Source organism: Terrabacter sp. 05T424 (assembly GCF_056396225.1).
On sequence record NZ_JBFTLB010000007.1, the window covers coordinates 120,681 to 145,633 of the forward strand.

27 protein-coding genes and 2 tRNA genes are annotated in these 24,953 nt (G+C 70.7%); 11 read left to right on the plus strand and 18 right to left on the minus strand.

Annotated elements, in window-relative coordinates:
- Positions 1-146: 146 nt before the first annotated feature.
- From clpX to tig, 7 genes are all read right to left on the minus strand, one after another.
- Positions 147-1,424 (minus strand): ATP-dependent Clp protease ATP-binding subunit ClpX, encoded by a 1,278-nt coding sequence (gene clpX / locus AC1DE0_RS15130; RefSeq protein ID WP_478101971.1) that lies wholly within the window; start codon positions 1,422-1,424, stop codon positions 147-149.
- Positions 1,425-1,572: 148 nt separating this feature from the next.
- A complete protein-coding gene (locus AC1DE0_RS15135) occupies positions 1,573-1,719 on the minus strand; it encodes a hypothetical protein (protein WP_478101974.1) in 147 nt (48 codons plus the stop codon).
- Positions 1,720-1,743: 24 nt separating this feature from the next.
- Positions 1,744-1,998, minus strand: a complete 255-nt coding sequence (locus tag AC1DE0_RS15140; RefSeq protein ID WP_478101976.1) for an acyl-CoA-binding protein — start codon at positions 1,996-1,998, stop codon at positions 1,744-1,746.
- A gap of 106 nt (positions 1,999-2,104) precedes the next feature.
- On the minus strand, positions 2,105-2,758 hold the full coding sequence (locus AC1DE0_RS15145) for an ATP-dependent Clp protease proteolytic subunit (protein WP_478101978.1): 654 nt from the start codon (positions 2,756-2,758) through the stop codon (positions 2,105-2,107).
- Positions 2,759-2,791: 33 nt separating this feature from the next.
- Entirely contained in the window at positions 2,792-3,439 is a 648-nt protein-coding gene (locus AC1DE0_RS15150) for an ATP-dependent Clp protease proteolytic subunit (RefSeq protein WP_478101980.1), read from the minus strand.
- A gap of 200 nt (positions 3,440-3,639) precedes the next feature.
- Positions 3,640-4,044, minus strand: coding sequence for a hypothetical protein (locus AC1DE0_RS15155; protein WP_478101982.1), 405 nt, complete (start codon positions 4,042-4,044; stop codon positions 3,640-3,642).
- Positions 4,045-4,202: 158 nt separating this feature from the next.
- A complete protein-coding gene (tig, locus tag AC1DE0_RS15160) occupies positions 4,203-5,537 on the minus strand; it encodes a trigger factor (protein ID WP_478101984.1) in 1,335 nt (444 codons plus the stop codon).
- Between the two features lie 138 nt (positions 5,538-5,675).
- Between tig and AC1DE0_RS15165 the strand changes: the two genes are divergently transcribed.
- Positions 5,676-6,191 (plus strand): hypothetical protein, encoded by a 516-nt coding sequence (locus tag AC1DE0_RS15165; protein WP_478101986.1) that lies wholly within the window; start codon positions 5,676-5,678, stop codon positions 6,189-6,191.
- Between the two features lie 3 nt (positions 6,192-6,194).
- On the opposite strand, the gene AC1DE0_RS15170 is transcribed toward AC1DE0_RS15165, so the two are convergent.
- A complete protein-coding gene (locus tag AC1DE0_RS15170; RefSeq protein ID WP_478101988.1) occupies positions 6,195-6,491 on the minus strand; it encodes a DUF2087 domain-containing protein in 297 nt (98 codons plus the stop codon).
- A 47-nt stretch (positions 6,492-6,538) separates the two neighbouring features.
- A tRNA-Gly gene (locus tag AC1DE0_RS15175) sits at positions 6,539-6,609 on the minus strand.
- A gap of 130 nt (positions 6,610-6,739) precedes the next feature.
- Between AC1DE0_RS15175 and AC1DE0_RS15180 the strand changes: the two genes are divergently transcribed.
- Positions 6,740-6,813: transfer RNA gene (locus tag AC1DE0_RS15180), tRNA-Pro, on the plus strand.
- Positions 6,814-7,039: 226 nt separating this feature from the next.
- Here the strand turns inward: AC1DE0_RS15180 and trmB are convergent.
- A complete protein-coding gene (gene trmB, locus AC1DE0_RS15185; protein ID WP_478101990.1) occupies positions 7,040-7,798 on the minus strand; it encodes a tRNA (guanosine(46)-N7)-methyltransferase TrmB in 759 nt (252 codons plus the stop codon).
- Between the two features lie 133 nt (positions 7,799-7,931).
- Here trmB and AC1DE0_RS15190 point away from each other — a divergent pair, with 133 nt between their 5' ends.
- Entirely contained in the window at positions 7,932-8,135 is a 204-nt protein-coding gene (locus AC1DE0_RS15190) for an antitoxin (protein WP_478101992.1), read from the plus strand.
- 56 nt (positions 8,136-8,191) lie between these two features.
- Here the strand turns inward: AC1DE0_RS15190 and AC1DE0_RS15195 are convergent, their stop codons facing one another.
- The 3 genes from AC1DE0_RS15195 to AC1DE0_RS15205 all read right to left on the minus strand — a co-directional run bounded on the left by AC1DE0_RS15195 (position 8,192) and on the right by AC1DE0_RS15205 (position 10,581).
- Positions 8,192-9,307, minus strand: coding sequence for a PP2C family protein-serine/threonine phosphatase (locus AC1DE0_RS15195; protein WP_478101994.1), 1,116 nt, complete (start codon positions 9,305-9,307; stop codon positions 8,192-8,194).
- 58 nt (positions 9,308-9,365) lie between these two features.
- Entirely contained in the window at positions 9,366-9,848 is a 483-nt protein-coding gene (locus AC1DE0_RS15200; RefSeq protein ID WP_478101996.1) for a ribose-5-phosphate isomerase, read from the minus strand.
- A 97-nt stretch (positions 9,849-9,945) separates the two neighbouring features.
- Positions 9,946-10,581, minus strand: coding sequence for a mycothiol-dependent nitroreductase Rv2466c family protein (locus AC1DE0_RS15205; protein WP_478101999.1), 636 nt, complete (start codon positions 10,579-10,581; stop codon positions 9,946-9,948).
- Between the two features lie 139 nt (positions 10,582-10,720).
- On the opposite strand from AC1DE0_RS15205, the gene pepN reads away from it, so the two are divergent.
- The 4 genes from pepN to AC1DE0_RS15225 all read left to right on the plus strand — a co-directional run bounded on the left by pepN (position 10,721) and on the right by AC1DE0_RS15225 (position 15,487).
- A complete protein-coding gene (gene pepN, locus AC1DE0_RS15210; RefSeq protein WP_478102001.1) occupies positions 10,721-13,297 on the plus strand; it encodes an aminopeptidase N in 2,577 nt (858 codons plus the stop codon).
- 90 nt (positions 13,298-13,387) lie between these two features.
- The gene (locus tag AC1DE0_RS15215; RefSeq protein WP_478102003.1) at positions 13,388-14,311 is read left to right on the plus strand and encodes a mechanosensitive ion channel family protein; all 924 of its coding nucleotides are present in this window, start codon (positions 13,388-13,390) and stop codon (positions 14,309-14,311) included.
- 31 nt (positions 14,312-14,342) lie between these two features.
- The gene (locus AC1DE0_RS15220) at positions 14,343-14,729 is read left to right on the plus strand and encodes a globin (RefSeq protein WP_478102005.1); all 387 of its coding nucleotides are present in this window, start codon (positions 14,343-14,345) and stop codon (positions 14,727-14,729) included.
- A 137-nt stretch (positions 14,730-14,866) separates the two neighbouring features.
- Positions 14,867-15,487 (plus strand): hypothetical protein, encoded by a 621-nt coding sequence (locus AC1DE0_RS15225; RefSeq protein ID WP_478102007.1) that lies wholly within the window; start codon positions 14,867-14,869, stop codon positions 15,485-15,487.
- Positions 15,488-15,546: 59 nt separating this feature from the next.
- Here the strand turns inward: AC1DE0_RS15225 and AC1DE0_RS15230 are convergent, their stop codons facing one another.
- Together AC1DE0_RS15230 and AC1DE0_RS15235 are read right to left on the minus strand one after the other, a co-directional pair.
- Positions 15,547-15,840, minus strand: a complete 294-nt coding sequence (locus AC1DE0_RS15230; protein ID WP_478102010.1) for an NUDIX domain-containing protein — start codon at positions 15,838-15,840, stop codon at positions 15,547-15,549.
- 108 nt (positions 15,841-15,948) lie between these two features.
- On the minus strand, positions 15,949-17,085 hold the full coding sequence (locus AC1DE0_RS15235) for an FAD-dependent oxidoreductase (protein ID WP_478102013.1): 1,137 nt from the start codon (positions 17,083-17,085) through the stop codon (positions 15,949-15,951).
- A gap of 132 nt (positions 17,086-17,217) precedes the next feature.
- On the opposite strand from AC1DE0_RS15235, the gene AC1DE0_RS15240 reads away from it, so the two are divergent.
- Positions 17,218-17,703: a MarR family winged helix-turn-helix transcriptional regulator gene (locus tag AC1DE0_RS15240; protein WP_478102015.1), complete on the plus strand. Its 486-nt coding sequence runs from the start codon at positions 17,218-17,220 to the stop codon at positions 17,701-17,703.
- A 56-nt stretch (positions 17,704-17,759) separates the two neighbouring features.
- Here the strand turns inward: AC1DE0_RS15240 and AC1DE0_RS15245 are convergent, their stop codons facing one another.
- Positions 17,760-18,614: an LLM class flavin-dependent oxidoreductase gene (locus AC1DE0_RS15245; protein WP_478102017.1), complete on the minus strand. Its 855-nt coding sequence runs from the start codon at positions 18,612-18,614 to the stop codon at positions 17,760-17,762.
- 109 nt (positions 18,615-18,723) lie between these two features.
- Between AC1DE0_RS15245 and AC1DE0_RS15250 the strand changes: the two genes are divergently transcribed.
- Both AC1DE0_RS15250 and AC1DE0_RS15255 read left to right on the plus strand, forming a co-directional pair.
- On the plus strand, positions 18,724-20,526 hold the full coding sequence (locus AC1DE0_RS15250; RefSeq protein ID WP_478102019.1) for a glycoside hydrolase family 13 protein: 1,803 nt from the start codon (positions 18,724-18,726) through the stop codon (positions 20,524-20,526).
- Between the two features lie 213 nt (positions 20,527-20,739).
- Positions 20,740-21,531 (plus strand): glycerophosphodiester phosphodiesterase family protein, encoded by a 792-nt coding sequence (locus AC1DE0_RS15255; protein WP_478102021.1) that lies wholly within the window; start codon positions 20,740-20,742, stop codon positions 21,529-21,531.
- A gap of 2 nt (positions 21,532-21,533) precedes the next feature.
- Here the strand turns inward: AC1DE0_RS15255 and AC1DE0_RS15260 are convergent, their stop codons facing one another.
- Positions 21,534-22,172 carry a DUF8185 domain-containing protein gene (locus AC1DE0_RS15260; RefSeq protein ID WP_478102024.1) on the minus strand — a complete coding sequence of 213 codons (639 nt, stop codon included), beginning with the start codon at positions 22,170-22,172 and terminating at the stop codon, positions 21,534-21,536.
- Positions 22,169-22,663 carry an acyl-CoA thioesterase gene (locus tag AC1DE0_RS15265; RefSeq protein WP_478102026.1) on the minus strand — a complete coding sequence of 165 codons (495 nt, stop codon included), beginning with the start codon at positions 22,661-22,663 and terminating at the stop codon, positions 22,169-22,171. Before AC1DE0_RS15265 ends, AC1DE0_RS15260 begins: the two co-directional genes overlap by 4 nt.
- 122 nt (positions 22,664-22,785) lie before the next feature.
- Between AC1DE0_RS15265 and AC1DE0_RS15270 the strand changes: the two genes are divergently transcribed.
- A complete protein-coding gene (locus AC1DE0_RS15270) occupies positions 22,786-24,927 on the plus strand; it encodes a RecQ family ATP-dependent DNA helicase (RefSeq protein ID WP_478102028.1) in 2,142 nt (713 codons plus the stop codon).
- Positions 24,928-24,953 lie beyond the last annotated feature (26 nt).

The window sequence follows — 24,953 nt, forward strand, 5'->3', positions numbered from 1 at the left end:
CACCCGACGAGGGCGAGAACCGCGTGGCGCCGATGCCCTGCACACCTGGTGTGGCGCCCGGCCGAGCAGCCAGAGCGCGTGCGTTCCGGGAGAACTCTATACGGTGTGGCCCGTTCCGCCCGAACGCCGAGATCGGGGCCCGCGCGTCAGGCGGATTCCTTGCGCTGACGCTTGGCACGCGGCTCGGCCTCGCGCCGCACGATCGTGGGGTTGACGTTGTCGAGGACGACCTCGCGGGTGACCACCACACGGGCGATCTCGTCGTCGCTCGGCACGTCGAACATGACCGGAAGGAGGACCTCCTCCATGATCGCCCGCAGTCCACGGGCGCCGGTGCCGCGCAGGAGGGCCTGGTCAGCCACCGCCGCGATGGCGTCGTCGGTGAACTCGAGGTCGACGCCGTCGATCTCGAACATCTTCTGGTACTGCTTCACGAGCGCGTTGCGCGGCACGGTGAGGATGTTGACGAGGGCCTGCTGGTCGAGCGGCGCGAGCGTCGTCAGGACGGGCAGGCGGCCGATGAACTCCGGGATGAGACCGAACTTCAGCAGGTCCTCGGGCATGACGTCGGAGAAGCTGTCGCCGAGGTCCTTCGGGTTGTGCAGCGGCTGGCCGAAGCCGAGGCCCTTGCGACCGGAGCGCGACTCGATGATCTTCTCGAGGCCGGCGAAGGCGCCACCGACGATGAAGAGCACGTTGGTCGTGTCGATCTGGATGAACTCCTGGTGCGGGTGCTTGCGGCCGCCCTGCGGGGGCACCGACGCGGTCGTGCCCTCGAGGATCTTGAGGAGTGCCTGCTGCACACCCTCACCCGAGACGTCTCGGGTGATCGACGGGTTCTCGCTCTTGCGGGCGATCTTGTCGACCTCGTCGATGTAGATGATGCCGGTCTCGGCCTTCTTGACGTCGTAGTCGGCGGCCTGGATGAGCTTGAGGAGGATGTTCTCGACGTCCTCGCCGACGTAGCCGGCCTCGGTCAGGGCCGTCGCGTCGGCGATGGCGAAGGGGACGTTGAGCATCTTCGCGAGGGTCTGAGCAAGGTAGGTCTTGCCGGACCCGGTGGGCCCGATGAGCAGGATGTTGGACTTCGCGATGTCGACGTGGTCATCGTCGCGCTTGACGCCCTCACCAGCCTGGATGCGCTTGTAGTGGTTGTAGACGGCGACGGCGAGCGACTTCTTGGCGACGTCCTGGCCGATGACGTAGTTCTCGAGGAAGTCGAAGATCTCGCGTGGCTTCGGCAGGTGGTCGAGGCCCAGCTCGCTGCTTTCGGCGAGCTCCTCCTCGATGATCTCGTTGCAGAGGTCGATGCACTCGTCGCAGATGTACACACCGGGCCCGGCGATGAGCTTCTTGACCTGCTTCTGGCTCTTTCCGCAGAAAGAGCACTTGAGGAGGTCTCCGCCTTCTCCGATGCGTGCCACCGATTCGCTCCTGGTTCGTCGGCGCCGAACGCTGGGGTGCACCCGGCCGACCCCAACCTAGGGGCCGACTCCTATTAGACGACGGAGGGACCCACCCCCGCTCGCGCAACGCCGTTTGTCCGCTGATGGCGGACAAACGACGCCCGTGTCACTTGAACGGGATTCCAGTCGAATCTGGCTGGGCCGCGGCCCGATCCGCATCGCGCCGCCGCCGCGGGCCACCGACCGCCAGACCGGACAGCAACGCGAGGACCAGTCCGCCGAGCGCGACGAACCGCACGGCATACGCCCTCATGTCGCGAAGCGTACGTCGCCGGCGTCAGCCTGCGGTGAGGTCGCGCACGATCGCGACGTACTGCTCCTCGGCCGCCTCGGGGGCCGTGCCCGAGAGCTTGGCCCAGGCGTCGTACTTCGCGCGCCCGACGGGGTTGGTGAACCCTGGCCGTGAACCGCTCGCGTCGCCCTCGGTCACCTGCTTGAACAGCCCGTAGAGCCTCAGCTTCACGTCATTACCGGGGTCGACAGTCAGACCCTTGACCGCCTCGACCGCCTGCTCGAACTCCGCACCGGCCATGCCTCAAACCTCCACGCTCGACGTCAGGTGCCACCCATCCAAGCAGGTATGCCGCCGGGCCCGGTCGCGTGMCCGGGCCCGACGGCATACGCGGGGTGCCTGAGGCTCAGACCTCGAGCGAGGCCTTGCGCGAGGCGAGCACCTCGTCGATGAGGCCGTACTCCATGGCGTCAGCGGCGGACAGGATCTTGTCGCGCTCGATGTCGCTGCGCACCTGCTCCGACGTGCGCCCGGTGTGGCCGGCGAGGGTGTCCTCGAGCCAGGTGCGCATGCGCAGCACCTCGTTGGCCTGGATCTCGATGTCGGAGGCCTGGCCGTAGTCGCCGCCCGAGAGCGCCGGCTGGTGGATCAGGATGCGGGAGTTCGGCAGGGCGAAACGCTTGCCCGGCGCACCGGCGCCGAGCAGGACCGCGGCGGCCGAGGCGGCCTGACCAATGACGAACGTCTGGATGTCGGGCCGGACGAACTGCATCGTGTCGTAGATCGCCGTCATGGCGGTGAACGAGCCACCCGGGCTGTTGATGTACATGAGGATGTCGCGGTCGGGGTCGAGCGACTCCAGCACGAGCAACTGGGCGATGATGTCGTCGGCCGACGCGTCGTCGACCTGCACGCCGAGGAAGATGATGCGGTCCTCGAAGAGCTTGTTGTAGGGGTCGGACCGCTTCATGCCGTAAGAGGTGCGCTCCTCGAACTGCGGCAGGATGTAGCGGCTCGACGGGGCGGCGCTCGCGAGGCGGTTGGTGGGTTCGATGTTCATGCGTGTGGTCTCCAAGTCCTGTTCAGGCCGCGGTCAGTTCTCGCCCTTGGCGTCGGCCTGGCCGACACCCTTGCCCTCGACCGCCTGGTCGGACCGGCTGAACACGTGGTCGACGAAGCCGTACTCCTTGGCCTCCTCCGCGCTGAACCAGCGGTCGCGGTCGGAGTCCTTCTCGATCTGCTCGACGCTCTGGCCGGTGTGCTCGGCGATGAGCTGGGCCATCTGCTTCTTGACGTAGAGCATCTGCTCGGCCTGGATCTTGATGTCGGTGGCGGTGCCGCCGATGCCGCCCGAGGGCTGGTGCATCATGACGCGGGCGTGGGGCGTCGCGTAGCGCTTGCCCTGCGTGCCGGCCGAGAGGAGGAACTGGCCCATCGATGCGGCCATGCCCATCGCGACGGTCGCGACGTCGTTGGGGATCCAGTTCATCGTGTCGAAGATGGCCATGCCGGCCGAGATCGAGCCACCGGGGCTGTTGATGTAGAGCCAGATGTCCTTCTCGGGGTCTTCTGCCGAGAGCAGCAGGAGCTGCGCAGCAATGGCGTTCGCGTTGTCGTCGCGCACGTCGGACCCGAGGAAGATGATGCGTTCCTTGAGCAGGCGGTTGTAGATGTGGTCGTCCAGACCACCCGGCATGCCGTTGCCGTTGGCGGAGGTCTCCGAAGTCACCCAAGTCTCCATCGTCGAAGTGGTCCAGCCTCTCGCCGCGGGATGCGGTGCCGGCTGGCTCGTCACTGACCCTAACGCCCGACCCCCGGGCCAGATTTCCCGAACCGCACCCTGTTCGCCCTGAGCGCACAACCTTGAGCCGGTCGCGCGCAACCAGACGCACGGGACCCCGCCGACGTATGCCGTCCGGCGGGGTCCCAGGGGCTCGTGGCCTACTCGCTCAGCCCGTTGTCCTGACCGGAGTCCCCGGCGTCCGTGTAGGAGGCGAGATCGCCTCCATCGGCGCTGGCGGTCGAGGGGTCGCGCACGGCGTCGGAGGCGTCGTCGAGCGCGTCCTCCCGGGTCGTCTCGCTCGGCGTGCTGCCGTCGAGGTTGCCGCGCTCCGCGTCGGAACTGTCGACGCCKGGGCCCTGGCTCGTCTCGTCGTCGGCGCCGCCGAGCGCGTCACCGAGGTCGCCGTCGCCGCCAGGGTCGCCCGTGGGGTCGACGGTCTGGTCGTCGCCACCGATCTCGCCCGGCGTCTGAGCCGCGCCGCCCGGCTGGGCGGCGAGCGACTCGGCGGGGCTGTCAGGTGGGCCCTCGGGGCTCGAGTCGGTCAGGTCGTCGTACGCGGTCATCTCGGCTCCTTCGTCCAGGTCACGAGTGGTGGTCCCCGATGACTGAGGACCAGCAGCCACGTACCCGCGTACCAGTGATCGGAACCACAGCGCCGGAGACGCCGCTGGGCCGGCTCCCGTGCGGGAACCGGCCCAGCGGCCTTGCGAGGTGGGGACGCTCAGGCGTCGGCCTTCTCGGTCTCGGCGTCGTCGATCTCCTCGATCTCGACGAGCTCGTCACCCTCGGTGCCGGGGACGGACTCGTTGAGGTCGATCGTGTTGCCGGCGGTGTCCTTGACGGAGACCTTCTCGAGGACCGTGGCGAGCGCCTTGCGGCGGGCGACCTCGGCGACCATCGCGGGGATCTGGCCGTCCTGGTCGAGCGACTGCGCGAACTGGTTCGGGTCCATGCCGTACTGCTGCGAGCTCATGACGAGGAACTCGATGAGCTCCTGCTGCTCGACCTTGACCTCTTCCTTCTCGGCGATCGCGTCGAGGACGAGCTGGGTCTTGAGGCCCTTGCGGGTGCTCTCGTCGACCTCGGCACGATGCTCGTCGTCCTCGAGACGACCCTCGCCCTCGAGGTGGCTGTGCACCTCGGACTCGACGACGCCCTCGGGGATCGGGACCTCGATCTTCTCGAGGATGGCCTCGAGGAGCTTGTCGCGGGCAGCGACGCCCTGGGCGAACTTCGCGTCGACCTCGGCCTTGGCCGTGAGGTCGGCCTTGAGCTCGTCGAGGGTGTCGAACTCGGAGGCCAGCTGGGCGAACTCGTCGTCGAGCTCGGGAAGCTCGCGCTCCTTGACCGCGGTGACGGTCACGGTGCAGTTGGCGTCCTGGCCCTCCTGGTCGCCACCGGCGAGCGGGGCGGTGAACTGCTTGGTCTCGTCTGCTGTCATGCCGATGAGCGCCTCGTCGAGGCCCTCGAGCATGTTCTTGCTGCCGACCTCGTAGGAGACCCCGGTGACGGAGTCGATCTCGTCGCCGTCGATCTCGGCGGAGAGGTCGAGGGAGACGAAGTCGCCGTCCTGGACGGCGCGGTCGACGCCCTTGAGGGTGCCGAAGCGGGCGCGGAGGTCGGTGAGGCGCTGCTCGACGGCCTCGTCCTCGACCTTGGCCTCGTCGACGGTCAGCTCGATGTCGGAGAAGTCGGGCAGGTCGATCTCGGGACGCTTGTCGACCTCGGCCGTGAACGTGAAGTCCTCGCCGTCCGTGGCGGGCACCTTGAGGTCAGTGATCTCGGGCTGGCCGAGCGGACGCACGGCGTTCTCCTCGAGGGCCTGGCCGTAGAACGTCGGGAGGGCGCTGTTGACGGCCTCCTCGAGGACGGCGGCGCGACCGACACGCTGCTCGATGATGCGGGCCGGGACCTTGCCCTTGCGGAAGCCGGGCACCTGGATGTGCTCACCGATGTGCTTGATGGCCGCGTCGAGGCTCGGCTTGAGCTCCTCGAACGGGACCTCGATGGTCATCTTGACCCGGGTCGGGCTGAGGGTCTCGAGCGCACTCTTCACTGCGGGGTACTCCTGGGGTGGTGCCGACGTGGTCGTCGACGGTGAACTGACGGGCCAGCGCACCATGCTATAGGGCACACGGCCGATGGCTAAATGCGCGGATCGTCCCCGGTCACCCGACGCCTATGCTCGGTGGCCATGAGCACACCGCCGTCCCCCTTCGCCTCCTCCGCGAACGCCGCCCTGCGGCCCATCCAGATGGTGTCGGTGGCCGTCGGCATGGGGGCGCTCATGATCAGCGCGGTGCGCATCATCGTCGACCCGTCGGCGCCCCTGCCCTCGCCGTGGGCCGTCGCCGTCACGCTCGTCGCGCTCGTGGGCTCGGCCGCGCTCATCCGCTACGCCGGGTATGCCGTCCCGGCCCTGCCCCTCGGCCTGCCGCGCGAGAACGCGGAGACGACGAGCCTGCGCTACTTCACGTCCACGACGACGCTGCGCACCGCACTCGCGGAGGCGCCGGTGCTGGTGGCGTTCGCGTGCTCGTTCGCGTTCACGCCGCACTCGTGGCTGCCGCTGCTCATCGCCCTGCCGGGCGGGCTGGCGCTCTTCTGGGTGCACGGATGGCCCTCGCCGCGCACGGCGGCAGCAGTCGAGGCGAGCCTCGAGGCCGACGGCGCCGAGAGCCACCTCAGCGAGGCGCTCGGCTTTCGCTGAGCCTCAGTCGACGGTGCCCCCGGCGCGCCAGTAGATCCCATCGGCACGGTCGAGGAAACCCTCCTCGACGAGGTAGCGCCGCAGGGCCGCGACATCGGGATGGAAGGCCCGCAGCCGGTTGTTGACCTGCGTCTCCTCGTACTTCTCCCCCGGCTCGAACTCCTGCGAGAGCAGGTCGAGCACGACGAGCCGCTTGCGAATCTTCGTCGGGATGCTCGTGAGCGTGCCGTCGGGCGCGAGGAACGACCGGAGCACCGCGTCGCGGTCGCGGAGGGCGTCCTGGAGATCGGGGCGGAACATGGACTCCACGGTAGGAAGCCGCGGCCCTGGGGCCAAGTGGGTTTCGGAGCGGGCGACGAGAATCGAACTCGCGTAATCAGTTTGGAAGACTGAGGCTCTACCATTGAGCTACGCCCGCAGGCCGCCGGACGGTGCCGACGATCCGAGGCGAAAGCCTACTGGGTCGCCTCCGGTCCACCGAATCGACCCGCCCGCGGGCTGTCCCGGCTCGGCTCGTCACCCGCACGTCGGCTACGATTCCGACGCCACGGGGTGTGGCGCAGCTTGGTAGCGCATTGCGTTTGGGACGCAAGGGCCGCAGGTTCAAATCCTGTCACCCCGACAATTCACGAGGGCCGCACTCGGAGCGACGGAGTCGCCCGAGTGCGGCCCTCGCTCATGTCGGGGCGCACAGGATGCCGGGAGGCCGAGCAGGTGCGGCGAGGAACGAGCCGCGGCAGCGAGGTCGGCGTCCTGTCACCCCGCGAGGCAGCAGACCGGACCTTGACGACAGTCGTGGAGCTCTACCGGCACCCGGTGCCGGAGAGACTCCTCGACCCTCGAACCGGTCAGTCCACGAGGTCGAGGCGCAGCTCGTTGATCGTGCGGCCGGCCGCGATCCCCTTGGCCTCGAACCCGTCGCCCGGACGCCATGCCGGCCGCTCGACCCGCCGGGCCTCGAACCGGGGGTGCGCAGCGACCTCCGCGAGGGCGTGCTCCGCGTAGAAGTCCTGGTCGGTCGCCACCAGCACGTGCCCGCCGGGCTTGAGCACCCGCGCGAGCAGGTCGAGGTTGCCTGCGCTGACGAAACGGCGCTTCGTGTGCTTCTGCTTGCGCCACGGGTCGGGGAAGAACAGGTGCACGGCATCGAAGGTCGAGTCTGCGACGCGCTCCTCGAGGAACAGCACGGCGTCGCCGATCTGGACGCGGAGGTTGGGCACGCCGGCCTCGTCGGCGTCGGCCAGCATCCGCGCGAGACCGGGAGTGTGGACGTCCATGGCGAGGAGGTCGTGCTCGGGGAACGCGGCGACATACGCGATGGCCGCGTGGCCGTGGCCGCAGCCGATCTCGAGGACGACGGGTGCGACGCGCCCGAACGCGGCCTGCGCCTCGAAGCGTCCCTCGGGCAGGGAGCGGGCCGGGCCGAGGCGCTCGACGCGGTCGCGGGTGAGGGTCGAGAGACGCCCGCGACGCACGAAGGTGCGCACGCGCGCCGGGCTCACCCCTTCGGGCAGCTCGGGCACCTGGTGGTCCTTGCGACGGCCGGGCAGGGAGGGCCCATTCGGGTCGGACACGTCGGCCGAGGGGTCGCTCGCGTTGTCGGTCACGCGGGCATCGTAGTGAGCCCGCTGCCTCTGCCCGAACCGTGCGGTTCGCACGGGTCACCGCGACAGTCTGCGGGTCTAGCGTGGAGTCTGCACGGGGGCCGGACAGCGGTCCTCGACGACCGAGAGGCAAGTCATGAGTGTCTTCGACAACATGAAGGACCAGGTCAGCAAGCAGGTCGACGAGCACGGAGAGCAGGTCGGAGACGGCGTCGACAAGGCCGGTGACTTCGTCGACGAGAAGACGGGCGGCCAGTACGCCGACAAGGTCGACCAGGGCCAGGAAGGCCTCACGAACGCTCTCGACGGCCTCGACGGCCAGGACGACGACATCAGCTGACGCCCGTCGGCAGCACGTCGGGGCCGGTCACCGCGCGGTGTCCGGCCCTCCGTGTCTCAGGTGCGCCAGATGGTGACGACGGCACGGTCGTCGCCGAGGCCGGCAGCGGCCTGGTCGCACAGTCGCTGGGCGAGCCCCTCGAAGCCGGTGCGGATGAACGACTCGGCCCGGCCCAGCATGCGGTCGATGCCGTCGTCGAGCGCCTTGTCGCGTGCCTCGATGACGCCGTCGCTGTAGAGCACGAGCGCGTCTCCCCGGCGCATGGTGCCCGTCTCGCGGGGGAACTCGGCCCGCTCGATGACCCCGAGCAGCGGGCCTCGGCCGCCCGCGAGCATGCGCCAGCGGCCAGACCCAGCGGTGAACTGGGCGGCAGCCGGGTGGCCGGCATACCCGATGGTGAAGTTGCCGGTCTCGAGGTTCACGGCGACGTGCACGGCCGTCGCGAAACCCTCGCTCCAGCGCAGCCGCAGCAGGTGGTTGTTGGCGGACTGCAGGAAGCCGCGCTCGCTCAGCTCGCCGAGGAGCCCGCCGAGCGCACCGGAGAGCAGCAGGGAGCGGGCGCCCACCTCGCGGCCCTTGCCCGAGACGTCGACGAGCGCGACCTCCAGCGTGCAGCCGTCGGTGGAGCGGCTCGCGACGACGAAGTCACCGGAGAAGCCGTCACCGAAGGCCGACTCGAGTGCGACCTCGGCACCCCACGACGGCGGCAGCGGGGGCAGCTCGCCCTGGGCGCGCAGCCGGTCGCGCATGTCGACGAGCATCGACTCGCCACTCACCCCCACGACCCCGACCTGGGCCCGTGCGTGCGAGAGCCAGAGCATCAGCATCATCGTGGCGACGGTGACGATCTGCGCGCCGGGGGTCGTCGGCTTGTCCTGTCCGAGGTAGGCGCCGAGGATCGCCATCGACAGGAAGAGGCCGATGTAGACGACGAGCAGGAAGCGTGGCTCGAGGAAGAGGCCGGCGAGCACGACGACGAAGCCGTAGACGCCCCACGGCACCGTCTTCGGCGCGAAGGCGACGGCGGCCGTGACCAGGATGCTCAGGAGCAGGAACAGGCAGACGAGCGCCCACGGCGCCCGACTGAGCCACGGCCCCAGCAGGTGAAGGCGTCTGATCGGTCCGGCACCGTAGCGCGAGCGTCGAGAGACGACGCTCTCGTTGTGGGCCACGGGCCTCCCTTGCGGCGTTGAGGGGACGACAGGGGGAAGGGGATCGCGGCAGACAGAGTCAGTGAGCGCCTGCGTCCGGCAGTGCTGGCAGATCCCCCGAGTTCTCGTACGCGGAAACCATACCCAGACGCCGGCTGTGGCGCGCCTCATCCGAGAACGCTGTCGACACGAACGTGTCGACGATCTCCTTCGCGACGGCGTCGGCGGTGAACCGTGCCCCGATGGAGACGACCTGCGCGTTGTTGTGCTCGCGGGCCAGGCTCGCGAGCTCCGCGTTGTAGGCGAGGGCGGCCCGGATGCCCGACACCTTGTTGGCGGCGATCTGCTCGCCGTTGCCCGACCCGCCGAGCACGACGCCGAGCGAGCCCTCCTCTGCGGCGACGGCCTCGGCGGCACGCAGCACGAAGACCGGGTAGTCGTCCTGGGCATCGTAGCCGAACGGGCCGTGGTCGACGACGTCGTGCCCGGCCGCGCGCAGGTGCGTGACGAGGGACTGGTGGAGCTCGTATGCCGCGTGGTCGCCGCCGATGTGGATGCGCATGTGGGTCCTTGGGTGCGTGGGGTGGTCAGTCAGTCAGTCGGTCAGTCGGTCGATCAGTCAGGGTGCCGAGCGCGGCGGGCCGGGCCGGCTCGTCGGGTCAGTCGAAGATCGGGCCGAGCGTACGGGTGCGCTTGAGCTCGAAGAAGCCGGGTGTGCTCGCGACGAGGACGCACCCGTCCCACAGCTTCGCCGCGGCCTCGCCCTTGGGGGCGGGGGTGACGACCGGGCCGAAGAAGGCGACCCCTCCGACCGAGATGATCGGGGTGCCGACCTCGGTGCCGACGAGGCTGATGCCGCGTTTGTGGCTGCGGTGCAGGGCGGCGTCGAACTTCTTGTGGTGGGCCTCCTTCGCGAGGGCGGCCGGCAGCCCGACCTCCTCGAGCGACTCGAGGATGACCTGGTCGAAGTCGTTCATCTTGCGCAGGTGGATACGCGTGCCCATCGCGTCGTAGAGCGGCTTGATGACCGAGTCGCCGTGCGCCTCGACCGCGGCGATGATGACGCGGACCGGGCCCCACGCCTCGTCCATGCGCGCCCGGTAGGCGGCGTCGAGGTCGTGCCGGTGCTCGTTGAGCACGGCCAGGCTCATGACCGACCAGGTCACGTCGATGTCGCGCAGCGTCTCGACCTCCATCAGCCAGCGCGACGTCATCCACGCCCACGGGCAAATGGGGTCGAACCACATCTCGACCGAGTCGCGGCTCGTCTTCGGGCTGTCGTTCACATCGGCCATGCGGCCCATCATGGCACTGCCCGTCGCGGCCCGATTGCGGTGGTGGACGGGTCGGGGTTCCGTGCGAGGATGGCCCGCGACGGCGCCGTCGGACCGATGCTGCGCCGCGCTCCCCACACCTGTCCCAGGAGGTCCCCACGTGCCCGGCAAGAACCTGACCCGCGACGAGGCGGCGAGCCGCGCAGGCATCCTGCGCGTCGACGCGTACGACGTCAGCCTCGACCTGACGACGGGTCCGGAGAACTTCCGCACCGTCACCACGGTCGCGTTCTCCTGCTCGGAGCCCGGCGCCGACTCGTTCATCGACCTCATCGCGGACTCGGTCGAGCGGGTCACGCTCAACGGCGTCGACCTCGACGCTGCCGAGGTCTTCGCCGACTCCCGCATCGCCCTGCCCGGCCTCGCGGCCCAGAACGAGCTGACGGTCGACGCGACGGGCCGCTACACCAACACCGGCGAGGGCCTGCACCGCTTCGTCGACCCGGTCGACAACGAGGTGTACCTCTACACGCAGTTCGAGGTGCCCGACTCCCGGCGCATGTATGCGGTGTTCGAGCAGCCCGACCTCAAGGCGTCCTTCCGCTTCACGGTGACCGCGCCCGCGCACTGGAAGGTCATCAGCAACTCGCCCACCCCCACGCCGACGGCAGCCGGCGTGGCCGACGGCATCGAGCGCGCGACGTGGTCGTTCGAGCCGACGCAGCGCATCTCCTCGTACATCACCGCCCTCGTCGCCGGGCCCTACGACGAGGTGCGCGACGAGGTGCAGACCCGGAACGGCGTGGTGCCGCTCGGGGTGTTCTGCCGCAAGTCGCTGACGCAGCACCTCGACGCCGACAACATCTTCGACTGCACGAAGAAGGGCTTCGCGTTCTTCGAGGCCGAGTTCGACCAGCCCTACCCGTTCGCGAAGTACGACCAGATCTTCACGCCCGAGTACAACATGGGCGCGATGGAGAACGCCGGCGCCGTCACCTTCACCGAGATCTACGTCTTCCGGTCGAAGGTCTCCGAGGCCAAGATCGAGCGCCGCGCGCTGACGATCCTGCACGAGCTGGCCCACATGTGGTTCGGCAACCTCGTCACGATGAAGTGGTGGGACGACCTGTGGCTCAACGAGTCGTTCGCCGAGTGGGCGTCGACGACCTGCCAGGCCGAGGCCACCGAGTGGACGAGTGCGTGGACCACCTTCGGCACGTCGGAGAAGGCCTGGGCCTACACCCAGGACCAGCTCTCCTCGACGCACCCCATCGCGGCCGACATGCGCCACCTCGAGGACGTCGAGGTCAACTTCGACGGCATCACGTACGCCAAGGGCGCGTCGGTGCTCAAGCAGCTCGTCGCGTACGTCGGCCGTGAGCCGTTCGTCGCGGCGCTGCGTGAGTACTTCCGGAAGCACGCGTGGGGCAACACCACGCTCTCCGACCTGCTCGGCGAGCTCGAGAAGGCCTCCGGGCGCGAGCTGACCGAGTGGAGCAAGCTCTGGCTCGAGACGGCCGGCGTCAACACGCTGCGACCGGTCTTCGACGTCGGCGCCGACGGCCGTTACAGCTCGTTCGCGATCACCCAGACAGCGACGGAGGAGTACCCGACCCTGCGCCCGCACCGCATCGGCATCGGCCGGTATGCCGTGCGGCGCAGCGAAGGTTCGGGCGACCTCCTCGAGCGCATCGGCTACGACGAGGTCGACGTCGCCGGCGAGCGCACCGACATCGCCGAGCTCGTCGGCCAGGAGCAGCCTGACCTGCTGCTCCTCAACGACGACGACCTCGCCTACGGCAAGATCCGCCTCGACGAGCGGTCGCTCGCAACGGCTCTCGCCCTCCCCCGCGGCTTCCAGGACTCGCTGCCCCGCTCGCTCGTGCTCGGTGCGACCTGGGACATGACCCGCGACGGTGAGATGCCGGCCCGCGACTTCGTGCGGTTCGTCCTCGAGTCGCTGCCGGGCGAGACCGACTCGACGCTGCTCCGCGTCCTGCTCGGCCAGGCCTCCACGGCGGCCCGCCTCTACACGGCCCCCGAGCACCGCGCCGAGGTCTCGGCCCTGCTGTCGTCCTCCCTCCGCTCCCTCGCCGAGTCGGCCGAGGCGGGCAGCGACGCCCAGTTCCAGCTTGTCGAGGCCTGGGCGGGCAGCACGGCCGACCCGGCCGACGAGCCCCGCCTGCGGGCCCTGCTCTCCGGAGAGGAGTCGCTGCCCGACCTCACGGTCGACACCGAGCTGCGGTGGACCTTCACCAAGGCGCTCGCGGCGCTCGGTTCCGCGGACGAGGCCGAGATCCACGGCGAGCTCGACCGTGACCCGACCGCCACGGGCAAGGAGCGAGCCGCCGAGGCACTGGCAGCCCGTCCGACGGCCGAGGCCAAGGCAGACGCCTGGGCCAAGGCCGTCGAGCGCAACGACCTGTCCAACCAGATGGTCGAGGCGATCGGCGCCGGCTTCCGCCGCAGCACCGACCTGTCCCTGCTCGAGCCGTACGTCGAGCGCTACCACGCCATGCTCGTCGACGCGTGGGCCGAGCGCAGCGTGGCCATCGGCGAGAGGGTCGTCGGCGGCTTCTACCCGTTCTCCCTCGCCAGCGAGCAGCTCAAGGCGGCATCGGACGCCTGGCTCGCGGCCAACCCCGACGCTGCTGCGGGGCTTGTGCGCACGGTCGCCGAGAACCGCGACACCGTCGCGCGCGCCCTCGTCGCCCAGGAGCGCGACCGCCGCGGCTGATGCAACCGTCGTGGGGGGGGGGGCCCCACCGCCGACGGCACACCGCCGCCCACTCCGACGCCTTCCCCGTCTCCCTCGCAGGAGCTGCCCATGGACCTCTCGATGCCCAACCTCTCCAGCGTCACCTGGTCCGGCGTCGGTGACTGGCTCCTGGGCACCCCACTGCTCATCATCACCGTGCTCGTCGTCGGCGTGCTCGCCCGGTTCCTGCTTCGAAGGCTCATCAACCGGGTCGTCGCCACGGCGACGTCCCGCCGGGCCGAGCGCCTCGCGAGCCTGCCCGGGGCCGGCCGCGCGCTGCAGGCCGTCGGCGTCGCCAACGTGCGCCACGTCCAGCGCACCCAGACGATGGGCGCGCTCCTCAAGAGCATCACGACGTTCGTCGTCGGGGGGATCACCGCGCTGACCGTGCTCTCACTCGTCGGCATCCCGCTCGGTCCGATGCTGGCGTCCGCGAGCGTCGGCGGTGTCGCCCTCGCGTTCGGCGCGCAGAGCCTCGTCAAGGACTTCCTCTCCGGCGTCTTCATGATCGTCGAGGACCAGTACGGCGTCGGCGACGTCATCGACACCGGCGAGGTGGTCGGCACCGTCGAGAACGTCTCGCTGCGCGTCACCCAGCTGCGCGACGCCGGCGGGATGACCTGGTACGTCCGCAACGGCGAGATCATCCGCATCGGCAACAAGACTCAGGGTTGGTCGACCGCGATCGTCGACATCGCCATCGCCTACGACCAGGACGTCGAGAAGGCGATCAAGGTCATCCGTGACGTCGTCGGGGTGATGGACGACGACGGGCCCTACAAGGACATCCTGCTCGAGGAGCCGGAGGTCGTCGGAGTCGAGTCGATCGCCAACGGAGCGATCACGATCCGCATCGTCGCCAAGACGGTGGCCAACGAGCAGTTCGGCGTGCAGCGCGAGATGCGTGAGCGCATCAAGGTGGCCCTCGACCGTGAGGGCGTGCGCAGCCCGCTGCCCGTGATGCCGCCCTACGGCGGCCCCCCTCACAAGTGAGCCGCCCACCGGCTCTGGGAGACTGGCCGACGTGACCTACTACGACGACTTCGGCGGGCACGAGACCTTCGCCAAGCTCGTGCGCGAGTTCTACCGGGGTGTCGCCGACGACGAGGCTCTGCGCGCCCTCTACCCGGAGGACGACCTCGGCCCGGCCGAGGAGCGCCTCCGGATGTTCTTCGAGCAGTACTGGGGTGGCCCCACCACCTACTCCGAGCAGCGCGGTCACCCACGCCTGCGGATGCGGCACATGCCCTTCCAGGTCACGCCAGACATGCGCGACCGCTGGCTGCTGCACATGATGGACGCCGTCGACACGCTCGGCCTCTCCCCCGAGAACGACGACCGCCTGCGCGACTACCTGACCCGCGCCGCGTACTCCCTCGTCAACGCCCCGGGACCTGACGGCACGTTCTGAGCGCGCCGACCTGTCGGCTGGACTCACAGCAAGTCACAGCCGGTTCACGGGTGCGAACACCAGGCGTGGGTGTTCGCTGGATCCAGGCGAACTCACCGTCGGGCCGTCCGTCCGACGCATGACGACAAGGACGCGACATGGTGTCGATCAACAAGAAGGCTGCGAGCGTGGCCGTGGTCGGCGCCGCAGCCGCCGTCATCGGGCTCGGCGTCTCGCAGGTGGCGAGGGCCGACGACACGACCACGACCACCCCGACGCCGTCGGCCACCTCGACCCAGGGCGACCCCAACAAGGGCACGACCGACAGCACGACACCCGGCAACCGGGACCGCGACGGCCGGGGCTGGGGACCGGGCGGGCGCCATGGTGGTCCCGGTGGACCCGGTCTCGGCCGCGGCGCCGACCTCTCGACCCTGGCCGCCAAGCTGGGCGTCGACCAGACGAAGCTCGAGGACGCCCTCAAGGCCGTCCGCGACGAGCTGCGGGCCGCACGGACCCCGGGTCAGGCCCGGCCGCACGCCACGGCGCTGCAGGACGAGCTGGCCACCAAGCTCGCCGCCAAGCTGGGCATCGACGCGGCCAAGGTTAAGACGGCCATCGCCGACCTCCGTACGGCCCACGAGGCCGACGAGCAGAAGGCCTTCGACGACCGGCTCGCGCAGGCCGTCAAGGACGGCAAGCTGACGCGGGCCGAGGCCGACGCGGTGAAGAAGGCGGCCAAGGCGGGGATCATCGGGATGCACGACGGGCCTGGCTGACCCTCCGGACCCACCAACCCTCCCGCGACCCGCGGCCGACGACGGCCGCGGGTCCGGTGTCAGGGAGTCGCCAGGTGCGAGCGGAGTGCGGGCACGACGTGGTTGCGCAGCAGCGGTGCCAGGTCGTCGGGCAGCGCGTGGTCGAGGCCGAGCCACCGCTGCTCGGCGATCTCGGCCAGCGGGGTCGGCGCGTGGCCCGGCTCCAGGTCCGCGACGAAGACCGTTGCATCGACCCACGAGTCGGGCTCGTTCGCAGCGACGTCATGGAACCGCCCGAGGGGCAGTCCGATGCCGGTGACGTCGACGCCGACCTCCTCCATCACCTCGCGGACGGCGGCCTCGCGCGCTCTCACCCGGGTCGATCTTGCCGCCGGGCAGCATGAACCGCACCGAGCCGGCCTTGCGGACCGTGAGCAGCTGCCGGTCGCGGACGAGGCAGAAGGCAGCCGTGACAAAGGTCGTCATGCCCCAGACGGTAGTGCCGGGTCAGCGGACGGCCCCCACTGCACCCGGTGGCCGGTGACCCACGCCGTCGACCTCTCGGTCACGAGGTGGCGGAAGACGAGTCGCATCATGGCGTCACGGACTGCGCGGCCCGCGCGGCCGGGGATCTTCGAGCTGCTGCTCCGTGCCCCTGCCGCGACGATCCGCTCGACGCGGGCGCGCCGCGCCTTCTCGTATGCCGCCAGGGCCGCCTCGACGCTCCCGGTGTCGCGCACGCTCGTGGCGAGCACCACCGCGTCCTCCAGCGCCATGGAGGCACCCTGGCCGGAGCTCGGCGCGGGCGCGTGCGCGGCATCGCCGACGATGACGACCCGCCCGCGGCTCCACCGGGCGACGCTGGGCAGGTCATGGGTGTTGTCTGCCCAGAGCTCGAGGCGCCCGCTCCGGATGAGCTCGGCCGCGGGACCGGCGTCCTGCTCGAACAGGTCTGCGAGCTCGGCCTGCCAGTCGTCGGGGCCCCTCCGTGCCCGCTCGTCCGGCGTGATGAGCGGTCGCGGCTGGTTGACGAACCAGACCACGTCACCACTCGGTGTCGGATGGGCTCCGAAGAAGGCGCGACTGCCGAACACGAAGTGCCACTGACGTGCCGGGAGACGCGCTGCGACAGGCGTGTGCGTCGTGATGCCGCCGAAGTTGGTCAGACCCACGTAGCGCGCGGGAGCCGCGGTCGGGTCGATGGCTCGGCGCACGACGGAATGGACRCCGTCCGCGCCGACGACCAGGTCGGCCTCGAGCGTCGACCCGTCGGCGAGCGTCGCCTGCGCGCTGTCGACCCCGGGACTCACGTCGACGACGCGAGCGCCGTGCCGCACCTCGATGCCCCGTCGCCCGGCCTCGTCGGCGAGGGCCCGGGCGAGACGGGAGCGCTTCAGGGTCAGGGCCACCGTGCCGTCGTCGAGCGGGATGCCGAGGGACAGGTCGCCGAGCACGGCCCCGGAAGCCCCGACCATGACGTTGCGCTCGCTCGGCACGCCGAGCTCGGTGGCGAGGTGCCGGGCGCCGAGCAGGTCGAGGGCGTGGAGGCCGTTCGGCGCCAAAGTGAACCAGGACCCGGCCTCACCGTCACTGCGCAGCCAGGCCTCCAGCACGGTCACGTCGGCGCCGACCTTTGCGAGTGCGAGGGCCCGTGGCAGGCCCCGCGATGCCACCTCCCACGACGAGAGCCTTCATCTTGGTAGCCTTTCCTTACGAGAATCAAATGATTTGATATTCGAAAGTTAGGCTCGATGTCCGGGTCTGGTCAACCCCCTCGCGAGGACCTCGTCCACGCCCTCGGCGATGCCATGCAGCGCTACCAGCGCTCCGTCCAGGCGTTCGACGACACCGTCGGCCGGCGTCTAGGCCTGGGCCCGGCCGACCTGCGTTGCCTCGACTGGCTCGTCGACGGCCCGAAGTCGGCTGGCGTCCTCAGCGCCGCCACCGGGCTGCGGCCCGCAGCGACGACGGCGCTGATCGACCGGCTGGCGCGCCGCGGTCTCGTGCGCCGGCTGAGGTCCGAGACCGACAGACGCACGGTTCTCGTCGAGATGACCGAGCTCGGCCAGCAGCTGACCTGGGAGGCGTACGGCCCGCTCGTTCGCGCGGGTCAGCCGGCGCTCGAGGAGCTGTCCGCCGAGCAGCTCACGTTCCTCACCACACACCTCGAGCGCATCACCGCGCTCACCGACGAGCACCGCGAGCTGTTGGCGAGGCAGGGAGTCCGAGACGTCTGACCCGGCCGTCGGAGGCGCCCCCGGCCTACCGGACCCAGGTCTGGCGTTGGGCTCGTTCAGCGCAGCGCCGGCGGGCCGGCCTCGACGCGGCGACGCACCTCTGCCAACCCGTCGGCACCCTGGGGGATGTCCCACCAGCTCTCGACCCACCACGTCGCGCCGGCCTGCTCCCACGCCGCCGGCTCGGCCGGCTCGAGGCGGGTGAAATCGCCCCACGAGTCGGCCTCGATGACGACGTCGTAGCCCTCCCACGGCAGCCCCTGCTCTGCGCGGAGCCGGCGCACGGGCTCGACGACGCCGGCGAAGGCGTCGAGGGTCTTGGGCTTGTCGTCCGTTGAGTGGATCGCGGGTATGACCCCCTGCCAGCGGGCCGCCCGCTCGAGCGAGCGCTGCCGGCCCCCACCGGGGGTCGGCGCCCCCACGACCCACACCGGCGGGTGGGGGCGCTGCGGTGTGGGCGGCGGCAGCATGAAGTCGTTGGCAGCGGCGCTGTAGTGCTCACCGGCATACGTGAACGAGCCCGCGTCGCCGAGCAGGCCGGCATAGATGTCGAGGCACTCGTCGAGCTTCCTGGCGCGGACGGCCCGCCCCTCGTCGGCCTCGTAGGCGAGCCAGCCGGGATGCAGCGCCCCCAGTCCGACGGACATGAAGGCCCGGCCCCCGCTGATGCGGTCGACGGAGCCGACCTTCGAGGCGAGGTCCCAGGGCCGGTGGCGCGCGGCCGGAGTGAGCAGGGTGCCGAGGCGGATGCGCTCGGTCACCATCGCGGCCGCACCGAGCTGCACCCACGCGTCGACGCCGTAGAGCGCCTCCCAGCCGAACACGGCGTCCCAACCGCGTTGCTCCCCCAGACGAGCCAGGTCGGCGAACTCGAGCTCGGTGGCATACGGGACGACGAAACCGCTCCTCATGCCCTCGTTCCTACCAACGAGCACCGACATCAGGGGTCGAGCGACCGTTCTGCAAGAAGTTGCAGTTCTTTCTTTGAGTTTTCGGCCTGATGCGGAACGATGGTGGCTCGTGACGCGATCAGCAACCCAGACCCTGACCCACCCCCTCGACGACCTCGAGGTGCGTGAGGAGACCACCCCGGTCCACGCGGCCGACCGGCCCGATGCCGCTTGGTGGCGACAGGCCGTGATCTACCAGATCTACCCGCGCTCGTGGGCCGACGCCGACGGCGACGGCCTCGGTGACCTGCCGGGCATCACGTCGCGCCTGCCCCACCTCCGCGCCCTGGGCGTCGACGCCATCTGGCTCTCGCCGTTCTACACGTCGCCGCAGGCCGACGCCGGCTACGACGTCGCCGACTACCGCGACGTCGACCCGATCTTCGGCACCCTCGCGGACGCCGACGCCATGATCGCGCGAGCCCACGAGCTCGGCCTCAAGGTCATCGTCGACATGGTGCCCAACCACAGCTCCGACGAGCACGTGTGGTTCCGGGCCGCCCTCGCCGCCGGGCCCGGCTCGGCCGAGCGCGAGCGCTACATGTTCCGCGAGGGTCGCGGCGAGCACGGCGAGCTGCCCCCGAACAACTGGGAGTCCGTCTTCGGCGGCGCCGCGTGGACGCGCGTCACCGAGGCCGACGGCCGACCGGGCCAGTGGTACCTGCACCTGTTCGACCCCAAGCAGCCCGACTTCAACTGGGAGCACCCCGAGGTGCGCGCCGAGTTCGAGTCGATCCTGCGCTTCTGGCTCGACCGGGGCGTCGACGGCTTCCGCGTCGACGTCGCGCACGGCCTCATCAAGCAGCAGGGCCTGCCCGACACCGAGGAGGAGCGCACCGTCATGCTCGGCCACGCCGAGCACGACGACGACGCCACGCCCGCGGTGGCCCAGCCGGAGGACGCCCCGCACATCGACCACACGAAGCGCAGCCCGATGTGGGACCAGGACGGCGTGCACGAGATCTACCGCGCGTGGCGAAAGATCCTCGAGTCCTACGGCACGCCCGACCGCATCCTCTGCGCCGAGGCGTGGGTCGAGCCGCAGGAGCGTGCCGTCAAGTACGTCCGCTCCGACGAGATGCACCAGGCGTTCAACTTCGACTTCCTCACCTCCTCCTGGGTCGCCAAGGACCTCAAGGCCGTCATCACCTCGTCGCTGCGCGCGGCCGACTCGGTCGGCGCTCCCTCGACGTGGGTGCTGTCGAACCACGACGTCGTGCGCCACGCCTCGCGCCTCGGCTACGCGCCGGGCACCCCGCGTATGAACGGCATCTCGGCGACCGACCCGCAGCCCGACCGCGCTCTCGGCCTGCGCCGGGCCCGCGCGGCGACCACGCTCATGCTGTCGCTCCCGGGCGGCGCCTACATCTACCAGGGCGAGGAGCTGGGCCTTCCCGACTCGACCGACATGCCGGCCGCGTTCCGTCAGGACCCGACCTTCGCGCGCACGCACGGCGCCGAGACGGGCCGCGACGGCTGCCGCGTGCCGATGCCGTGGTCGGCCGAGGGCCCGTCGCTCGGCTTCGGCCCGAGCGCCCACACCTGGCTCCCCCAGCCCGACGTGTACGCCCAGTACGCGGTGGACCAGCAGGAGGGCGTCGCGGGGTCGACCCTCGAGCTGTACCGGTCGCTGCTCGCGAACCGTCGCACGCTCTCCCTGGGCACCGGGTCGCTCACGTGGGTCGACGGGTATGCCGCCGACGTCGTCGCGCTGACCAACGGCGCCGACCAGCGCGAGCGGCTGCTCGTCGTCGCCAACCTCGGCGCCGAGCCCGTGGCCCTGCCCGAGGGTGCCGAGGTCGTCGTGGCCTCGGGTCCGCTCGAGGACGGGCTCGTGCCCACCGACACGACGGTGTGGGCCATCTGGTCCTGACCGACTGACCGGTCACCGGGCCGGTGACCTCGTGAGGCCCCGTCCGCCCGGACGGGGCCTCACGGCATACCCAAGCCTGAGACGCCGGTCGGCAGTGGGTCCTGCGTGGTCATTGCCTCGACGACTGGGATCTTGCTCCGCCCAGCGGAGCAAGATCCGACGTCTCCGAGGAGACCGCGCCGAGTGCCCGGAACGGCCGATAACCTCGGCGACATGGCGACGCTCAGGCCCTACCTCGACCGCACACCTGTGGCGCTCGCCCACCGTGGTGGCTCGCTCTACGCCCCGAACGTCGGCTTCGAGAACACCATGACCGCCTTCGGCAACGCCGTGGCCCTGGGTTACACGCACCTCGAGACCGACGTGCACGTGACCCACGACGGGATGCTCGTCGCCTTCCACGACACACGGCTCGACCGGGTCAGCAACACGCGCGGGCTGATCCGCGACCTGCCGTGGTCGCAGGTCTCCTACGCAGTGGTCGGCGACGGCGAGCACGTCCCCTTGCTCACGGACGTGCTCGATGCGTGGCCCGACATCAACCTCAACATCGACCTCAAGGCTCCTGGCACCGCGCTCCCGTTGTGGCGGCTCATCGAGGAGCGCGGACTGCACGACCAGGTCTGTGTCGGCTCGTTCTCGCAACGCCACATCTCCCAGTTTCGGCGTCTGTCACAGGGCCGCGTCGCCACGGCCGCGGCGGAGGTGGGCACCGCACTGGCCCGCTTCGGTCCGCGATGGCTGACGGCCCTGCTGCGCACTCCTGCCGACGTCTTCCAGGTCCCTCCGACCGTGCCCCTGCGCGGCCGGTCCGTCAAGGTCGTCACGCGCGGCCTGGTCGACGCAGCCCACCGCCACGGCAAGCAGGTGCACGTGTGGACCATCGACGAGGCGGACGAGATGCACCGCCTGCTCGACCTCGGGGTCGACGGCCTCGTCAGCGACCGCATCGACGTGCTCAAGGACGTCCTCGTCAAGCGCGGGTGCTGGACCGGACGGCCCTGAGCTCAGCGCACCAGCACGTGACCTCGGTCCGTGCTGAGCCGCGTCCACCGGCCGTGGGCGGAGATCGAGGCCGGCTCGCCCGCGACCGTGAAGCCGAGCACGTGGGCCCCGAACGCCAGACCCGCCGCGATCGGCGGCGCGGTGTCACTCATCGCCGCCCACGTGCGGCGCCGCAGCGCATCGATGGCATGCGCTCCGGCACCATCAGGCGTCCCTTCGGCCACTTGCGAGATCCCTTGCCGCGCAATCGAGTCCACGGCCGCGCCATCGAGCTTGCCGACGGGCTCCCACCCGTCGCGCGGTGGCGTGAGACCGCTCCACGGGGCACGCACGGTCGTGGGAGGCACGCTGAGGACCGAGCCTGCACCGTCACGGGCCAGCCGGTCCGAGACCGACGCGAACGACACCGTCGCGTCGACGGCGTCAGAAGGCGCGATCGCCACCACTCGCATGCCGAGCACCGTGCCCTCGCCCATCAGGCCGCTGCCCTCGATCACGGCAACCGTCGTGACGAGCAGGCTCCCGACCACCTGCAGGCGCACCGAACCGTCAGGGTTCGCCTTGCGGGCGCGGCCCAGGTAGGTGGCGAGGTCTGCGAGGCCGCGCGGGTCGCCGAAGTCGATCTGCACGGTGCCGGTCACCGGCGCCTCCGGCGGAAGGGGGCAGGCTCGCCCTCGTGGGCGCGCAGCGAGGCGCGCTCCTCGGGGCGCATGCGACGGGGCGACTCGCTGGTGAAGTCGTACAGGGCCAGCTCGGTCTCGGCCACGGCGTAGACACGCCGCTCGCCCTCGGCGGTGTCGACGCCGTCGGGGTCGGTGACGATGTAGGCGACGTCGAAGCCCGCCCCACCGACCCGCGACACCCACATCTGGATCTCCACCGGCTCGTGCCGGAAGCCGAGCGGCCGGCGGTACTCGATCTCGTGGCGCGACACGAGCACGCCCTCGTCGAGGAGCGACTTGTCGCCGGCCCCTCCGCCGTCGAACCAGTCGCGGAAGGCGATGACCCGGGCGTCCTCGAGCAGGCGCAGGAACTGGACGTTGTTGATGTGGGCGTACGCGTCCATGTCGGACCAGCGCAGTGCCACCTGAGCTGCGTAGGGCCTCGCCTGCGGGTCGCCGGTCTGCGTCATGTCCCCATCCTTCCAGCCGCCGGCATCGCGGCTCGTCCACATCCCCCTGACGGACGGGCTCCAGCTCCACAGGCCGGGTATGCCGGTCGGCGAGGTCGGCACCGCCACGTAGGTTGGGGGCCATGTCGACCTCACCCGCAGCCCTCTCCGCAGCCGACGTCGACCCCGGGCTTCGCGAGCGCGCCACGACGGCTCTGCATCGCCTCGTGGGTCGCGACGACGTGGACTTCCGCGACGGGCAGCTCGAGGCGATCAGCGAGCTCGTGGCGGGTCGTCGCCGGGTGCTCGTCGTCCAGCGCACCGGGTGGGGCAAGTCGGCCGTCTACTTCGTCGCTACGGCTCTTCGACGAGCCGAGGGCGCGGGCCCGACCGTCATCGTCAGTCCCCTGCTGGCACTCATGCGCGACCAGATCGCCGCCGCCGCCCGAGCCGGCATCCGGGCCGTGACGCTCAACTCGACCAACGCCGACGAGTGGGGTGCCGTCTCCGGCGCACTCGCCCGAGGTGAAGTCGATGTCCTGCTCGTGAGCCCCGAACGCCTCAACAACCCACGCTTCCGCGACGAGCAGCTGCCCGCGCTCGCCGAGTCGTGCGGCCTGCTCGTGGTCGACGAAGCCCACTGCATCAGCGACTGGGGGCACGACTTCCGGCCCGACTACCGCCGCATCCGCGACCTGCTGACCACGCTGCCCGAGCGCACTCCTGTCCTCGCCACGACCGCGACTGCGAACGCCCGCGTCGTCACCGACGTCGTCGAGCAGCTCGGCGCCGGCGGTCGTGACGTGCTCACCCTGCGCGGTCCGCTGGCGCGGGCCTCGCTGCGGCTCGGTGTGCTGCCGCTGGCAGCGCCTGAGCAGCGGCTCGCCTGGCTCATCGCCCACCTCGGTGAGCTGCCCGGGTCGGGCATCGTCTACGCCCTGACCGTGGCCGCCGCCGAGGACGTTGCGGTGGCGCTGCGCGAGGCCGGCCACCAGGTCGCCGCCTACACCGGGCGCACCGAGCCGGCGGAGCGCATCAGGCTCGAGGAGGCCCTGCGCGACAACCAGGTCAAGGCACTCGTCGCGACGTCGGCCCTCGGCATGGGCTTCGACAAGCCCGACCTCGGCTTCGTGCTGCACCTCGGCGCGCCGTCGTCCCCGGTCGCCTACTACCAGCAGGTCGGCCGAGCGGGCCGTGCGACCGACCGGGCCGACGTGATCCTCATGCCAGGCCCGGAGGACAAGGACATCTGGCGCTACTTCGCGTCGGCGTCGATGCCCCGCCAGGACCAGGCCGACGCCGTCGTGCGCGCCCTGGCCGAGTCGCCGAAGCCGCTCTCCACGGTTGCGCTCGAGACCATCGTCGACGTGCGCCGCACGCGGCTCGAGCTGTTGCTCAAGGTGCTCGACGTCGACGGCGCCGTTCACCGCGTTCCCGGTGGCTGGACGGCCACGGGCGAGCCGTGGACCTATGACGCGGAGCGGTACGGCCGCGTCACCGAGGCGCGCGAGCGCGAGCAGCAGCTCATGCTCGACTACGAACGCACCGACCGGTGCCGAATGGCGTTCCTGCAGGAATGCCTCGACGACGACTCGGCCGAGGCGTGCGGGCGCTGCGACCGGTGCACCGGGGCCTGGTTCGACACCACCATCCCCGAGGCGGCGGTGAACACGGCACGGTCCCGGCTCGAACGACCGGGCGTCGTGCTCGAAGCCCGCGCCCAGTGGCCGAGCGGCATGGACCGGCTCGGGGTGCCCCTCAAGGGCAGGATCGCGCCTGCCATCGCCATGGGTGAGGGGCGGGCGGTGGCCCGCCTGAGCGATCTGGGCTGGGGGCAACGCCTGCGCGAGCTGCTGCGCGGCGACGACCGCGAGGTGCCCCCCGAGGCCGTCAGGGCGTGCGTCGACGTGCTCGCCGGATGGGGCTGGGCCGAGCGGCCGGCCGCGATCGTCTCGGTGCCCTCCCGGCGCCGGCCGCAGCTCGTCGGCTCGCTCGCGGCCGGCCTGGGCCAGCTCGGGCGACTGCCGTACCTCGGGTCGCTCGACCTCGTCGAGGGCGGACCCGTCGGCGAGCCGGGCGGCAACAGCGCCTTCCGTCTGGCGAACGTGTGGGGCCGGCTGTCGGTCGGCACCGAGCTCGCCGCGTCGTTGGCGGGCGTGCCGGGCCCGGTCCTGCTCGTCGATGACGTCAGCGACTCCCGCTGGACGCTCACGGTCTGTGCCGGGCTGCTGCGCGAGGCCGGTGCTCCGGCGGTGCTCCCACTCGTCCTCGCCCTCGAGGCGTGACACGCGTCGCGGCCCCTGCTGCCACC